Genomic DNA, 14,790 nt, shown 5'->3' on the forward strand with positions numbered 1-14,790 from the left:
ATGCCATTACTATATGAGCTGCTCGAATACAACAAGAGTTTCGTCGAAAATGAGGAGTATAAAAATTACGGTGCAACGAAATCACCACAGAAGAAAATGGTCCTCGTGTCCTGCATGGACACGAGACTGACCGAAATGTCCTTTAAATCACTCGGTTTGAAGAACGGCGACATCAAGCATATACAGAATGCCGGCGGTGTCATTTCCCACCCTTACGGCAGTACAGTGCGCAGCATACTTGTTGCGGTGTACATGCTCGGCGTCGAGGAAGTCGTCATCATGGGCCATCACGACTGCGGCTTCGGGGCCCTTAAGCCTGAGCCGATGATTCAGGAGATGAAGGACCGCGGCATTTCGGACAATACATTCGAGGTGCTCAAGCATTCGAGGATCGATATCGAATCATGGCTGAAAGGCTTTGAATCCGTCGAGGACAGCGTCAGGGAAAGCGTGCGTAAAGTGCATGAGCATCCGCTGTTCGACAACAGTGTCCCGGTCCACGGCCTTGTGATTGATCCTGAAAACGGCAAAGTCGACCTTGTCGTCGACGGTTATAAAAATTAGATTGAATGAAAAACGGCGCCTATGAGGTGCCGTTTTTATTAAATTGAGGGCATGAATTCACGGCATTTCCTCCCCCTGCGTTTTAAACTCGCCGATAAAGGTTATAAATATGTATCTCAATCAAACACAGACTTAGGAGTGACATATGAATGGCAAATATAGAAGAAATTTTTGCGGTACAGAAATATATAGAGCCCGATAAGGACATGAAAGGTGATACGGGCCGTTACGGCATGGTCTCAAGTGCGGTCAAGGAAGCGACCGAGGCCGGCAATGAGATGCTTAAGAAAGGCGGGAATGCATTCGATGCGGTCATCGCGGTGCAGCTTGCACTTTCGGTCGTCGAAGGCATGAACACAGGCATCGGTTCAGGTGGCTTCCTGATGTGCTATGACGCTGAAAAGAATGAAACCAGGATGGTCAATGCCCACCCGAAGGCACCTGCGGCCATGACGCCGGAAACTTTCGTGGATGAAAACGGCGACGAGATCCCTTTCGATGAACGTTCCACACACGGGACGGCGGTCGGTATACCAAGCATCATGAAAGGTTTGAAACACCTCCATGAAAATTATGCGACGCTCCCGCTGGAGACGTTGATAGACCCTGCAATCCGTCTTGCAGAATCGGACTACAGAGTCCACGGTCTTATGGAGCGGACGCTTGAGCTGTTCGATCACCGGCTCCATGAAGAGGCCCGGAAGAAGTTCATGCCCGGCGGTACACACCTTAAAGAGGGAGACACCCTCAGGCAGCCGGAGCTTGCACATACACTCAGAACAATCAGGGACAAAGGATTCGATGATGTCTATGAAGGTGAAATCGCAGATGCGATCATCAAGGCGGTCAAAGATCACGGCGGCATCATGACGCATCAGGATCTTCTCAATTATGAAGTCATCGTCGATGAACCGCTGTGGACGAATTATAAGGGATTCGACATCGCACTGCCTGTACCTCCGAGTGCCGGCGGCATCGGTGTGGCCATGCAGCTGAAGATCCTGGAGCAGGTGGACATTTCACAGTATAATCCGCATTCCTTGGAAAAATACCACTTGATGGCGCAGACGCTGCAGCTCGCCCTCGCGGACGACAATGCCCATATCGAAGACACGAACTTCACCCCTGCCCCGCTCGACGGCGTACTCCATGAAGACTACATCAAGGAGCGTCTGGAACAGCTTTCCGCCGAAAGGAAAGCCGAGAAAAAAGAGGCGGGCGACCCGTGGAAGTATCAAGAGGAAGGACACAGCGACCGTGAACAGGGTGAACCATCAGGCAAGGAAGGGATGGAGACCACCCATTACACCGCCGTCGACCAGTGGGGCAATGTTGCCGCATGCACCACTTCCATTGAGCGCATCTACGGCTCAGGCATCATGGTGCCGGGGTACGGATTCATATTGAACAACCACCTGACCGACTTTTCACCGGAACCGGGCAGCATGAATGAACCAAACGGCAACAAATACCCGAAAAGTTCGAAGTCACCGACGATCCTGTTCCATGAAGGCAAACCGTTCTTCACGCTCGGTTCACCGGGGGCGGCAACGATCATCGCATCCGTCGTACAGACCATCGTCAATGTCATCGACTATAAGATGCCGATCGACGAAGCCATCAAAGACCCCCGTGTCTATGTCACACCGGACCTTGACGATCAGTGGGAGGACGGCCTGTCTGATGAGATGCTTGAAAAACTCGCAGACCTCGGCTATGAATTCGACCAGTCATTCAGGGAGGTAGGTGCCGATACGAGGATCGGCGACGTACAGGCCATAATGATTGAACAGGCCCGTGATGGCCGGCTTTACGGCGGCGCCGATTTCCCAAGACCGGGAGATGCCCAGGGTCTGGATTGATGATATATGAACTCCGTCCTCAGGTGAGAGGACGGGGATTTTTTTAATGAGGAGTGGATGATGTATGAACCAGGCCGTATTTCTCGATCGTGACGGCGTCATCAATGAAGTGCTGAGTAAACGTGTAAGATTCGTGAACACACCTGAAGATTTTTATTTGCTGGAAGGTGTGGGTGCGGGCGTGAAGAAATTGAAGGAAGCAGGATATAAAGTTTTCGTGGTGACCAATCAGGGCGGTGTCGGGCTCGGTTTCATGACGGATGAGGACTTGCATGAGGTGCATGGGAAGATGGAAGAGGAATTGGAAAAGCACGGGGCTTACCTCGATGATATCGCCTACTGCCCCGACATGCCGCAGGCAAAAAGCCGGTGCAGGAAACCCGCACCGGGCATGATTTTGGATCTGGCTAAAAAACATGACATCGATTTGTCCCGGAGTTTCATGGCCGGCGACCGTGAAGTGGACATACAGGCGGGTAAAAATGCCGGCACCCGCACCATTTTCATCGGAAAAGATAAAAAGAAGGCGGGCGCGGACCATCAGTTCCCGGATCTCCTGTCATTCGCCGGATGGCTCACCGGGTGAAGTCAGTCCAGTATCTCCTTCACCCTGCCGACGGTCCCGTCCTCAAGCTTCACTTTGATGCCATGTGGATGTGTCGGTGAATTCGTAAGGATCCTTGCGACCACCCCTTCGGTCAGCCTCCCCGTCCTCTGATCCTGTTTCTGTACGACGTTGACTCTCTTTCCCGGCGCGATATTATCTCTTCTTGTTCCCGGCATTTTCATTCTCCTCAATATTTTTATTTTAAAATTTCCTGTCTTGAATATTTCATAATAAATGAAATCATTTCACATATAAAATGAAATTATTATGCATTTAATGGTATCATAAATAATCTAAGGAGGGAAAATTATGACGGGAAAAACACATATCACCGGCGGAATTGCTGCAGGTCTCGCCTATTCCTATTTTTCAGGCATGGACCCCATTATTCTGACCGGTGGAGGCATCATCGGCGCCCTGCTCCCCGATATCTGCCACAGCGGGAGTATGATCGGCAGAAAACTGCCCGTCACTTCCAGAATTGTGAATTTGATATTCGGGCACCGCTCATTTACACACAGCCTGTTATTTTTGGTCATCATGGCATTCCTGCTGAAAGCATTCCAGCCTTATGATGCAGTCACAGCAGGCATCGTCGTCGGCATGGCAAGCCATTACATATTGGATATGGGGACGAAACGCGGCATACAGCTTTTCTTCCCCCTCGACTACAGGGTCAGATTCCCGCTCACCACAAAAACCGGGAGCATCGTGGAAGAAGTCATATTCAGCCTGCTCGCCCTCGCCTCTTTCTATTACGGATACCAGGCAATTTATTTTTATATTTAAAACTGAATAAAACCCGGATATGAAAAGGAGCCCTTTCTCCTTTTTGTGTCTGGGCTTTTTTATGAACCTGCTCACTCACATCGAAAGTTGGACGTGGATGAGCAGGGAGGGGCAATTTCTGCTCACTCACATCCGAAATCACTCATGAATGAGCAGGCAAAGGCAGATTCTGCTCATTCGCACCTGAAATCACAACTGGATGAGCGGGGAGAGGCAGAATCTGCTTATTCACATCCGAAATCACTCATGAATGAGCAAGAAAAGGCAGATTCTGCTCATTCACACAAAAATCCGGCAGCGGATGAGCAAAGCCCTCCACTGCCGGATTCCTCGGACAGATCAATCTTCAATTTTTGTCAGGAACTTCGGGCCGTCCTTAGTGACGACGACTGTATGTTCCTTCTGTGCGACGTAGCTTCCGTCCTTCGTTTCGAAGGCCCAGTCGTTCTTGCCTTCCGTGACGAGGCTCGCCTTCGTCGAAATGAACGGCTCGACTGCAATGACCATGCCCTCTTTCAGGATTTCCTTCTTCGATGCTTCATAATAGTTCATGATGTGCTGCGGGGAGTCGTGCAGGCTCTTGCCCACCCCGTGTCCGGTCAGGTTGCGGATGACCGTGAGGCCATTTTTGCGTGCGACATTGTGCACGGCACGTCCGATCTGGCTCACTTTGCCGCCGGCTTTGACTTTCTCCATCGCCGCTTCGAAGGCCATTTCGCATACATCGATGACTTTCTGCTTCATTGGATCATCCGTTTCACCTACCACGAATGAAACCCCCGTATCCGCAAAGTATCCGTTCTTCTTCGCACTGACGTCGATGTTCACAAGGTCACCGTCGTTCAGGACACGTGAACCCGGGATGCCGTGTGCGACTTCCTCATTCACACTGATGCATGTGTAGCCCGGGAAATCGTACTCGCTGATAGGCGCGCTCTCCGCCCCGTATTCTGCAAGCAGGCGTCCCGCTTCTTCGTCAATCTCCTTGGTCGTCATGCCGGCTTCCGTAAATTCGACGGCTGCTTTCAAAACTTTACCGCATATCTGGCCGATCTCTTCCAATGCTTTCATTTCTTTTTCTGTTTTAATTATCATAAGTCACTTGTCTTCCTTTAAAATTTAATTAAACCTATATTATTATAAAAAATCATATATCGTCAAATTACGGTAACTTCTTTCCTCGAGATGGGAGACGGTCACACCGATCAGGCGGATCGGCTCCTCAGGCTCCTTCACTTCATGATAAAGATTATAAGCATAATGAAAGATTTCGTCTCCTTTGAAGATCGGGTTGGTGGTCATCATCTGCTTCGTATGCGTCTTGTAGTCATGGGTTTTCAGCTTGACCGTCACCACCCTGCCGGCAAACTGCCGCCTGTCGAGGTTTTCGCTGACTTTATGGCTGAGTTCTTCAAGTACTTTCAGAATGTACTCATCATCATTCACATCATGGTCGAACGTCGTCTCCTTGCCGACCGACTTCCTCACCCGGTCGACATTAAGCTCACTCGTACCGATGCCGCGTGCCTTCCGGTACAGCGAGCTCCCCCGCTTCCCGAACTCACGCACGAGGTCGGCCTCATCCCAGCCATGGAGGTCTTCCCCGTTGAAGATCTTCAGCGATTTCATCTTTTCCTCGGTCACCCTGCCGACACCGGGGAACTTGCCGATCGGCATCGCCTTCAGTATCTCCATCACATTCCCGTGATGGATGACGGTCGTCCCCTTCGGTTTGTTCATCCCGGATGCGATCTTTGCGAGATATTTATTGTAGGAAATGCCGCTCGAAGATGTGAGATGCGTCTTCTCGAATATATCCCGCTGGATATTCAGCGCAACCGACTTCGCGGTGCGCTCCCGGGAGACGAGATGCGTGATGTCGAGGTAGGCCTCATCCAGGCTCAGCGGTTCCACCAGTTCCGAATAGGACAGGAAGACATCCATGATCTCTTTTGAGACCGATTTGTAGACATCGAAACGGGGCCGCACATAAATGCCGTCCGGGCAGAGCTTATAGGCCGTACGCGTCGGCATCGCCGAATGCACGCCGAACTTCCGGGCTTCATAACTCGCAGTCGCAACCACGCCCCGGCTCTGCGACCTGCCGCCGACGATGACCGGCTTCCCCCGGTAGTCGGGATGATCGCGCTGCTCTATCTGTGCGTAGAAAGCGTCCATATCTATATGAATGATCCTTTTTTCCATAATCATCACCCAACACTTATCGTTGCCTCCATTATAACATGATACGAACAGGCGTTCTATCCATCCGGATGGTTTTCGTACATCGTCATGCCGACATCGGTGTCCTCGACATACTGCATCTCGGGGCGTTTATTCAGCAGATGGAGGTAATAAAAATCACCGGCACAGGCGCCTGTATGCAGTGCGAGGAAATACTTGATCGATGCGTGTGGTATGATGAACCACAGCATCATCATCAGCGCCGTGATGATGACAAATGGCATGATGATGATGATTTTAAATTCATGCCTTCTGAACACTTCACCGGGCGAAGTCGCATAGAACATCCCCTTGGAGTATCCGAACTTCACGTTGCCACGGGGCCTGAACAGCTTGAAGAACAGGCCGTGGATGGCTTCATGCACGGTGATGATCGCGAAGATGATCAAAAAGATCAGTATCACCGACAACAGAAGTTCGAGCGGCGACCAGCCGATGACGGCCGGACCCGTCGTATTTGTGAAAAGCACCTCGAATAAGTAAAATAATATGAAGGCGCCGAGTGTGATCAGGATGGACCATTTATTCAAAGTTTTCAGTGCATCCTGATCTTTGAATATGTCCAGTACGTACTTGTTCATGGGCAGGCTCCTCAAAATGACATCAGTACACAGTCTATCATATAAATTCAAAGAATCATGCACGGAGGGATAGTATAAAATGGAAAAATTCACGATCATCGGGGGCGGCATCGCAGGTGCTTCCCTCGGCTACCATCTGAAGCAGCACGGGCATGCAGTCACCCTGTATGACCGCAATGATGACGGGAATGCGACAGCTGCTTCCGCAGGCATCATCAATCCATGGGTCTCACAGCGGAGGAACAAGAAATGGTACCGCCTCGTGACGAAAGCGGCGGAATATTATCCGGACTTCATCCGCCGGCTTGAGCAGGAGACGGAACTTGAGACGGGCTATACACAGCGGGGTGCCATCTCTTTATTCAAAGACGATGACGTGCTCGAGCTCGGCTTCGACCGCATCAGCGGGAAAAGAGCGGAAGCGCCTGAAATGGGTGAAGTCCTGAAGCTTTCAAGGGAGGAAGTCAAAAAGCACCATCCTTATTTGAACGGCAGCTACCCAGGGGTGTATGTCGAGGGTGGTGCGCAGGTCAAAGGCGCACTCCTCAGGGACGCACTGAAGAATGCCTTCATCTCCACCGGGGGCGAATGGATTGAAGGCGAGGCACCGGAGCAGGCTGATGACCATGTCACCATCTACGCAACCGGTGCATGGGGCGCCGAGCAGGATTTCGGGCCGGCGGTCCGCCATCAGCGCTCCGAGGTGCTGCACTTTAAAGTCGAAGCACCCGATGTTGTGCATACGCCGGTCGTCATGGCGCTCGGGCCCATCTATATCGTGGAGATGGGCGATAACGAATTTGCGATCGGCACAACGCATATCGACACCGAATCATTCGATGACTCGCCTTCCGCGGAAAACCACCGTTATTTGAGGGGGCTCGCCGAACGGTATTTCCCGGACAATGCCATCACGGACATCAAGATGATGACCGGCTTCAAACCTTATGTAAGGGATCACCTGCCGTTCATCGGATACCATGATGATAAGACATTCGTCATCAACGGACTCGGCGCCACGGGACTCACTGCGGGACCTTATATCGGCCATGAAGCCGCACGCTTCCTGAGCGGCCTTCGCACCAGCCTCGACCTGGATGACTACAATTACATGGAGCCGGAAAATTAAAATACAAAAAAGGGGCTGTCTTCAGCCCTGTCCCTTTGTTTTACTGTACTCAGCTGAAGTTTTGGATCGTGTAGACGATTGAGAAAATCAGCACTCCCGTATTCAAGACCAATAAGCCCCATGCGAGTGCATTCGCCCTGAATTTCAAATTGGTGAAACTGAAGATGAAGCCCAACAGTCCGAATAACAGTGATATCAGCCAAAGCAGGTTGTCTTCGAAGACGAGATGCAGCAATATGATCGCCGCCGGAATAAGTGCACATAACACTCTGAGCATGCGACTCCCCCCTATTCATATGAGTAATTAGATTCTACACTTATTGATGTAAATTTTCAAAACATTTCTATAAATGAAACAACTTTGTAATATGACTGTCATATTGGGATTTAGTCACAACGCCCGTTCAATATGCCAGTTTTCCCTCTTATATGCCTTGAACATGAAGAACATCAGCACCCCTATGATGAATGGGAAGGACTTTTCAGTGAACTTCTCCCCCAAATTGATCTGTGCCTCCCCGGTGACCGGATCCTCAATCACCGTCATCACATGACTCCCATGAAAATAAACTTCCAGATTCCCGCTCCAGTCCTCATCCAGGATGATGAGCTTGTTGTCGAATTTACCCTCGACTTTAAAATACAGGAGGTTGGTTCCGGGACGTTCCTTCAATTTGAATTCATAGTTGTCAGACTGGACGATATAACTCGCCACATTCAAGTCCCGGAAACGCCTTTTCTTCATCCCTATGACCACTGTACCGCCGTCCGTACCCGTGAACTGATAGGTATTGCGCCTGTCACAGTTCCTGAGCACGGATCTCGTTATAGTCCCATATTCCCCTCCGTCATCATCCGCAATCACAACATTCTGCTTTTTATCGACGATTGAAATTTTATATTTGAACTGCTGCATTTCACACCCTCTTTTCATATTCTATTATATACATTACCCGGAAGCGCATAAAGATAAAATGCCTTACCCGCCCATAAAAAGCACCCTGCGCTGAAATTCAGCACAGGGCGCTTCAATATGCGGAATATCAATTTTCAAGTTCCAGGACGGACACGATCTCGACATGCGCACTGTGGGGGAATAAATCCACCGGCTGGACGTTTTTCAGCGTGTAGCCGAATTCACGCAGCCATGTGATGTCTTCTGCAAAGGTTTCCGGATTGCAGGAGACATAGACGACCCTGTCCGTACCAAGGCGCCCGATGCGGCGCATGACCTTGCCGCCGGCACCGGAACGCGGCGGGTCGAGTAGCAGGAGGTCCGGTGTGCCCCATGTCTCAAGCACTTCATCCATTCCGCGGCGGGCATCTTTGGCGAGGAAGTAAGTGTTCTGAATGTCATTGTCGAGCGCATTCCGTTTGGCCGACTCGATTGAAGATTCGACGATCTCCACCCCGGCAAGCGATTTGACCCTGCTTGCGAAAGGCAGTGAAAATGTGCCGACACCGCAAAACAGATCAATCATCGATTCGTGCTCTTTCACGTCGGCCATTTCAATCGCGAGGTCCACAAGCTTTTCAGCCTGGGTCGGATTCGTCTGGAAGAATGTATCGTACCATACACGGTAAGTGTATCCGCTCATCTCTTCATGGATGTAAGTCCTGCCGTGCAGAAGATGGATATCCTCATCATCCGCCTGTGCAACATCCGCAATGTCCCGGTTCTCCATCCACATCAGGCTCTCGATCGACTCGACTTCGGAAGTCAGGCGCATCACCAGCGCATTGACGGCATCCGACAACCCGCCGTCAGGACTTTCCGTCGCGAACAGTGCGGCCATCAATTCCCCGGTGACCTGAGACTGGCGGAGCCTGAGATGACGGAGAAGTCCTGAGTTGGTGTCTTTATCATAACCCGGCAGGCTGTATTCAGCTGCCCAGTCCGAGACGATCCGCATGACCGTCACCATGTCCTCGCTTGAAATGAGGCATGTATCGAGGTCGATGATGTTCCTAAAGTTCCCAAGCTCGTGCAGGCCGAGCCTGCCTTCTTTTGAAAATGTGAACTCCATCTTATTCCTGAATTCGAAAGGATGTTCCATCCCGATCGTGTCCCTGACGACCGATGTATCGAAATCATGCCGCTTCAAGTGTGACTTTACAAAATCCGTCTTGTAGGCGAGCTGGCCCGGATATTCCCAGTGCTGCCAGACGCATCCGCCGCACAGCTCAAAGTGCGGGCATGGCGGTGTCGTCCTCTCCGGATGGGGTGTGAGTATTTTATCCGGCATGACTGTTGCACGCCGCCTGCCGTCCGCATTCGGCACGGTGACCTCCACTTCCTCCCCGATCAGCGTCTGCGGTATGTTCAATTTGAGTTTCCGGGGGATGTTGCCGCCGTGGTCCCTGTACGCAAGGCCCATACCCGAGCCTTTCTTATCCAGGCTGTGTATTTTCGTGGTCAATGTGACACTTTTTTGTTCTTTCAAATGATTACCTCCAAATTACCTGTTTTCCGATTGCATCAGTATATATATGAAATAAGGTGCCCCGATGATGGCGACCATGACACCTGCAGGAAGTGCCGACGGAAAAAATAAAGTCCGCCCCGCCGTATCCGCCGAGAGGACGAGCAGCCCGCCCAAAACCGCACTGAGCGGCAGCATGAAGCGGTGAGGATTTCCGACGAGTTTCCTTGCGAGGTGCGGTGCGATCAGCCCGGCAAACGCGATCCCACCGCTGACCGAGACACTCACTGCAGAGAACCCTGCCGCACAGAAGAGGAGCAGTAACCGTTCCTTTTTTATATTAACGCCGAGGCTGATGATATTCAATGTGCCGAGGCTCAAAATATCAAGCACCCACACCCGCGAAATCACGAAGGGGAGGATGACGGCGAGCCCGGCTGCAGCCATCATGACGTGCTGCCATGTGCTCCCCCAGATGGTGCCGGCAAGGAAGTTTGCAGCAAACTGATAGCTCTCATTTGAGATGATGAGTGAAAGCACGATCATCAATGCACTGAGCCCCGCCCCTGCAGCCACCCCGTTCAAAACGAGACGCATCGGCGTCACACCATACCTTCTGCTGTAGGAGAGCGCGGTCACGATGAGGACGGTGATGAGCCCGCCGATGAAAGCTGCTGCGGGTATTAAAAATATGTTTGCGGCACCGCCCCAGATGATGATCAACAGTACGGCAAGCCCCGCCCCTGAATTGATGCCGATGATGCCGGAATCCGCCAGCGGGTTCTGCATGATGCTCTGCAGTATCGCGCCCGAAAGCGCGAGCGCTGCACCTGAAAGGAGCGCCGCGATCACCCGCGGCAGCCGGATCCCGGTCAGTATATGTGCTTCACTGCCGCCCTGCCCGGTGAGAATCTTAAACATCTCTCCCCAGCCGATATATGTGTAACCCGCCTTCAAGCTGACGAGCATGGCTGCCAGAAGCAAAGCACACGCAGCCGTCAAAACGATTCCCTGCCGATTATACTTCATAACGCACCACCCTGCGTGCAAGATAGAGGAAAAACGGCACGCCGATCAACGCGATCAGCGCACCGGCGGGCAGTTCCACCGGAGCGGCGAGCGTCCTTGCAGCAAGGTCGCTGCACACGGTGAGCACCGCACCGAGCACCCCCGAAAGCGGCAGTATCCGTCTGTAGTCCCCGCCCGAAAGAAAGCGCGCCATATGGGGGACGATCAGCCCGATGAAGGCAGCGGCCCCGATGATGGACACACCGAGCCCGGCAAGCATCACCACGGCGATCAAGGCCGACAGGCGGGTTTTATTGACGGAAACACCGAGGCTTACAGCAGTCTGTTCATCGAAGCTGATCGCGGTCAGCACAGGTGAGAGCAACAGTGAAACCGCAATTCCGAACAGGAACCACGGGATGATTACGGATAGATGGGCCCAGCCGATGGTCTGTATCGCACCGGCAAACCAGAAAGCGATGTCCTGGCCGATATTGAAGTAAAGCTGGAATGCAGTGCTGAGTGACCCAAAAAATAAAGTCACCGCAACGCCTGCGAGGATCAACTTCAATGGCGACATCCTCGCCCTGCCGAAAAATGAGACCGTGAGGACGATCAGCGCACTGAACAGAGCCCCGGCAAATGAGATTAGGATCAAATATGTAAACGGGAGGCCCGGCATGAAGATGAAGGCGATTGTCAGGAAAAAAAGCGCACCGGCATTCAGGCCGATGATGCCCGGTTCGGCAAGTGGATTCCTTGTCACCGCCTGCGTGACTCCTCCGGCGACGGCAAATGCCGCACCGGCGATGGCGGCCGCAGCAGCCCTCGGTGCCCGGACTTCACGGATGATGATGTGCCCGTTGTCGGAAGGATCAAAAGCAATGAATGCATTCACTGCATCATGCAGGGAAAGCTCCACCGAACCTGTGATAAGGCTTAAGGTGATAGCTGCAGCCAGCAGGAGGAAGGAGATGATGAGCGTCATGATATAAGCCACGCCTATCAACTCCTCAGCCGGTAGGATGTGATGATGGGACGATCCGTGAACGGACACCGGCCCATCACCGGCGTGATATCGAAGACCTCGCTTAAAATGCTTCCGGTCATGACCTCTTCTGCGCTGCCTGTGCTGATGACCTCCCCATCTTTCACCGCAATGATGCCGTCCGAGAAACGCGATGCATGGTTGATGTCGTGGAGGACCATGACGATGGTCTTTTCTGCCGTGTCATTCAAATCCTTCAGGAGGTTCAGGATCTCCATCTGGAATTTCATGTCCAGGTAGGTCGTCGGTTCGTCGAGCAGTATGATGCCGGTGTTCTGAGCGAGCGCCATGGCGAGCCACACGCGCTGCGCCTGCCCGCCGGAGATTTCATCAAGCGACCTTTCCGCGAGGTCCCTGATGCCGGTCACTTCCATTGCCCAGTCGATGTTTTCGGCATCTTCTGAGTTCAGCCCCCCGAACGCCGACTTGTGCGGATACCTGCCGTAACTGACGAGACTGTGTACATTGAGGCCGGCGGGGGCAGCCGATGACTGCGGCAGCAGGCTCAGCCTTTTCGCCACATCTTTCGTATCCAGTGAGAAGATGTCCTCCCCGCCGATGGACACTGCTCCGTATTTCGGCTTGAGCACCCTGGCGAGCGTATGCAGCAGTGTCGTCTTGCCGCAGCCGTTCGGCCCGACGATCGATGTGATGGTGCTTTTTGGAATGGTCATATTAAAGTCTTCAAGGATCATTTTTTTGCCGTAGCCGACCGTCACATCTTCGACTTCCAATATATTCATCACTTCGGACACCTCATTTCAATCCATTCGCAGGCTATGCTTCAGATTACAGGAATGCATGCACAAGCTTTTGGGATATCCCTGTCTGGAAAGTCCCGTCCAGCCTGATGCCGCTTCCGGCATGTATCCAGTCGAAATCCGCCTTGAACATGCCGGCATTATTTTCATTGATGCCGTGCCCCGGCATGATGGTCTTGCCATGTTCACGCGCGACTTTATTCAGCTCGATGAGCAGCGGAAGATTATCCGCCGCCTTCCCTTCTCCGCCGGAGGAGAGGATCGTCTTCACCGCATCGTACTTCATCAGCGTCTGCAGCGCTTCGAACTGGATCCTTGCCGAGTCGAATGCCCGGTGGAATGTGATATCTAGCCCTTCTGCGCGCTGGATGGCTTTTTTAAGGAAGTACTCATCCACCACACCTTCATATGTAAGGGCGCCGATGACGATGCCTGCTGCATTTGTCTCTTTGATATGTTTGATGTCACTCAGCATCACCTGCTGATCGAGTGCATTGTACACGAAACCGTGATCATGGCTCCTCACCATGACATGGACAGGAATCTTTGAGAGCTTCGTCGCCTCTTCCACCAGTCCGATGCTCGGCGTCAGGCCGCCCTCATGCATATTTGCACACAGCTCAATCCTGTCTGCACCATATTGGTTTGCGTCGATGACGTCCTGTAAATTCGTTGCGATCACTTCCAGCATAATACTCACCCCGCGCAAGTCATTTTATTATCCATCTCATCAGATTTACATATATTATAGCTTATAAAGGGTTTGTATGTAATTAATTTAGGAGAGATCATATGAGACAGAGTTTGGCACCTTACATGATATTATTTGCAGCAATGCTTTGGGGGACGGCGGGCACTGCAAAAGCCTTCGCAAGTGACGTCGACAGCATTTCGATGGGCGCGGTGAGGCTCGCGGTCGGCGGCCTGCTCCTCATGCTCATCGCCCTGTTGACGAGGCGGATCACTTTCAAGGGCTGGCCCGTCAGGCCGCTTCTGATCGGGGGCCTGGCCATGGCGCTCTTCCAGCCTTTTTTCTTCAGTGCAGTGGAGCTGACGGGGATTGCCGTCGGCACGGTCGTTTCCATAGGCAGTGCACCCGTGTTTTCAGGGCTGATTGAATGGCTCATCTTCAAGATCAGGCCTGGAAGGGTATGGTGGCTCTCCACGATACTTGCAATCACCGGGTGCATCATCCTGATGTTCAATACGAATGACGTCACCGTCAATCCGCTCGGCATACTCGCAGGACTCGGTGCCGGCATTTCGTTTGCGAGCTTCACGATGTCGAACTCGAGGCTCGTCCGTACACACGACCCGATCGCATCGGTCGCGATGATCTTCAGCCTGAGCGCGCTGATCCTATCACCATTCTTCTTCATCAATGATATGAGCTGGCTGGGTGAGACGAACGGCCTGCTCGTCGCCCTGCACATCGGTGTACTCGCGACGGCACTCGCGTATTTTTTATTCTCGAGCGGACTCAAGTTCGTGAAATCCTCGACGGCGGTGACACTGTCACTCGCAGAACCGCTCACCGCCTCACTCCTCGGCGTGTTTTTGGTCGGGGAGAACCTCGACGCCCTGTCATGGGTCGGGTTGCTGATGCTGCTCGCGGGAATCGTGATCCTCGTGCTGCAGTCGAGACGGAACAGACGGGAAGCACCGGTGAATGCCTGATCTGCATGGGAAATACTTTGTATGGCCTTGGGAATAAAGAGCACAGGGCCTGATTCCCGGCAAAGGTTGCGATTCCGGGGTCGCTTTTCGCAAGGTC

The 14,790-nt window shown here is 52.4% G+C and carries 17 protein-coding genes; 6 read left to right on the forward strand and 11 right to left on the reverse strand.

The window, feature by feature from the left end:
- The 3 genes from CRN96_RS04910 to CRN96_RS04920 all read left to right on the forward strand — a co-directional run bounded on the left by CRN96_RS04910 (position 1) and on the right by CRN96_RS04920 (position 3,012).
- Positions 1 to 564, forward strand: coding sequence for a beta-class carbonic anhydrase (locus CRN96_RS04910; RefSeq protein ID WP_097039760.1), 564 nt, complete (start codon positions 1 to 3; stop codon positions 562 to 564).
- Positions 565 to 713: 149 nt separating this feature from the next.
- A complete protein-coding gene (gene ggt / locus CRN96_RS04915; protein ID WP_097039762.1) occupies positions 714 to 2,426 on the forward strand; it encodes a gamma-glutamyltransferase in 1,713 nt (570 codons plus the stop codon).
- A gap of 64 nt (positions 2,427 to 2,490) precedes the next feature.
- On the forward strand, positions 2,491 to 3,012 hold the full coding sequence (locus tag CRN96_RS04920) for a D-glycero-alpha-D-manno-heptose-1,7-bisphosphate 7-phosphatase (RefSeq protein ID WP_097039763.1): 522 nt from the start codon (positions 2,491 to 2,493) through the stop codon (positions 3,010 to 3,012).
- 2 nt (positions 3,013 to 3,014) lie between these two features.
- On the opposite strand, the gene CRN96_RS04925 is transcribed toward CRN96_RS04920, so the two are convergent.
- Positions 3,015 to 3,209, reverse strand: a complete 195-nt coding sequence (locus tag CRN96_RS04925; protein ID WP_097039765.1) for a YwbE family protein — start codon at positions 3,207 to 3,209, stop codon at positions 3,015 to 3,017.
- A gap of 133 nt (positions 3,210 to 3,342) precedes the next feature.
- On the opposite strand from CRN96_RS04925, the gene CRN96_RS04930 reads away from it, so the two are divergent.
- The gene (locus CRN96_RS04930) at positions 3,343 to 3,822 is read left to right on the forward strand and encodes a metal-dependent hydrolase (protein ID WP_097039766.1); all 480 of its coding nucleotides are present in this window, start codon (positions 3,343 to 3,345) and stop codon (positions 3,820 to 3,822) included.
- 339 nt (positions 3,823 to 4,161) lie between these two features.
- Here the strand turns inward: CRN96_RS04930 and map are convergent, their stop codons facing one another.
- From map to CRN96_RS04945, 3 genes are read right to left on the reverse strand one after another with little or no spacing between them, the layout of a single operon-like run.
- The gene (map, locus tag CRN96_RS04935; RefSeq protein WP_097039768.1) at positions 4,162 to 4,917 is read right to left on the reverse strand and encodes a type I methionyl aminopeptidase; all 756 of its coding nucleotides are present in this window, start codon (positions 4,915 to 4,917) and stop codon (positions 4,162 to 4,164) included.
- A 42-nt stretch (positions 4,918 to 4,959) separates the two neighbouring features.
- Positions 4,960 to 6,027 (reverse strand): DNA polymerase IV, encoded by a 1,068-nt coding sequence (gene dinB, locus CRN96_RS04940; protein WP_179647135.1) that lies wholly within the window; start codon positions 6,025 to 6,027, stop codon positions 4,960 to 4,962.
- A 56-nt stretch (positions 6,028 to 6,083) separates the two neighbouring features.
- A complete protein-coding gene (locus CRN96_RS04945) occupies positions 6,084 to 6,647 on the reverse strand; it encodes a DUF3267 domain-containing protein (protein ID WP_097039770.1) in 564 nt (187 codons plus the stop codon).
- A gap of 79 nt (positions 6,648 to 6,726) precedes the next feature.
- Here CRN96_RS04945 and CRN96_RS04950 point away from each other — a divergent pair, with 79 nt between their 5' ends.
- Entirely contained in the window at positions 6,727 to 7,776 is a 1,050-nt protein-coding gene (locus tag CRN96_RS04950) for an NAD(P)/FAD-dependent oxidoreductase (RefSeq protein ID WP_097039773.1), read from the forward strand.
- Between the two features lie 49 nt (positions 7,777 to 7,825).
- On the opposite strand, the gene CRN96_RS04955 is transcribed toward CRN96_RS04950, so the two are convergent.
- The 7 genes from CRN96_RS04955 to CRN96_RS04985 all read right to left on the reverse strand — a co-directional run bounded on the left by CRN96_RS04955 (position 7,826) and on the right by CRN96_RS04985 (position 13,707).
- Complete coding sequence (locus CRN96_RS04955; RefSeq protein WP_097039775.1) at positions 7,826 to 8,053, reverse strand: hypothetical protein; 228 nt, start codon at positions 8,051 to 8,053, stop codon at positions 7,826 to 7,828.
- A 114-nt stretch (positions 8,054 to 8,167) separates the two neighbouring features.
- A complete protein-coding gene (locus CRN96_RS04960) occupies positions 8,168 to 8,692 on the reverse strand; it encodes a hypothetical protein (protein ID WP_097039777.1) in 525 nt (174 codons plus the stop codon).
- Between the two features lie 127 nt (positions 8,693 to 8,819).
- Complete coding sequence (gene rlmD, locus CRN96_RS04965) at positions 8,820 to 10,220, reverse strand: 23S rRNA (uracil(1939)-C(5))-methyltransferase RlmD (RefSeq protein ID WP_245844551.1); 1,401 nt, start codon at positions 10,218 to 10,220, stop codon at positions 8,820 to 8,822.
- Between the two features lie 15 nt (positions 10,221 to 10,235).
- Positions 10,236 to 11,228, reverse strand: a complete 993-nt coding sequence (locus CRN96_RS04970) for a FecCD family ABC transporter permease (RefSeq protein WP_097039779.1) — start codon at positions 11,226 to 11,228, stop codon at positions 10,236 to 10,238.
- Positions 11,218 to 12,207 carry a FecCD family ABC transporter permease gene (locus tag CRN96_RS04975; RefSeq protein ID WP_097039781.1) on the reverse strand — a complete coding sequence of 330 codons (990 nt, stop codon included), beginning with the start codon at positions 12,205 to 12,207 and terminating at the stop codon, positions 11,218 to 11,220. The genes CRN96_RS04970 and CRN96_RS04975 overlap by 11 nt, the downstream gene beginning before the upstream one ends.
- Positions 12,208 to 12,212: 5 nt before the next feature.
- Positions 12,213 to 12,998: an ABC transporter ATP-binding protein gene (locus CRN96_RS04980; RefSeq protein ID WP_097039784.1), complete on the reverse strand. Its 786-nt coding sequence runs from the start codon at positions 12,996 to 12,998 to the stop codon at positions 12,213 to 12,215.
- A 46-nt stretch (positions 12,999 to 13,044) separates the two neighbouring features.
- The gene (locus tag CRN96_RS04985) at positions 13,045 to 13,707 is read right to left on the reverse strand and encodes a copper homeostasis protein CutC (protein ID WP_097039786.1); all 663 of its coding nucleotides are present in this window, start codon (positions 13,705 to 13,707) and stop codon (positions 13,045 to 13,047) included.
- 101 nt (positions 13,708 to 13,808) lie between these two features.
- Between CRN96_RS04985 and CRN96_RS04990 the strand changes: the two genes are divergently transcribed.
- Positions 13,809 to 14,693, forward strand: coding sequence for an EamA family transporter (locus CRN96_RS04990; RefSeq protein WP_097039789.1), 885 nt, complete (start codon positions 13,809 to 13,811; stop codon positions 14,691 to 14,693).
- Positions 14,694 to 14,790 lie beyond the last annotated feature (97 nt).

Source organism: Salinicoccus kekensis (assembly GCF_900220995.1).
Classification (GTDB): Bacteria; Bacillota; Bacilli; order Staphylococcales; family Salinicoccaceae; genus Lacicoccus; species Lacicoccus kekensis.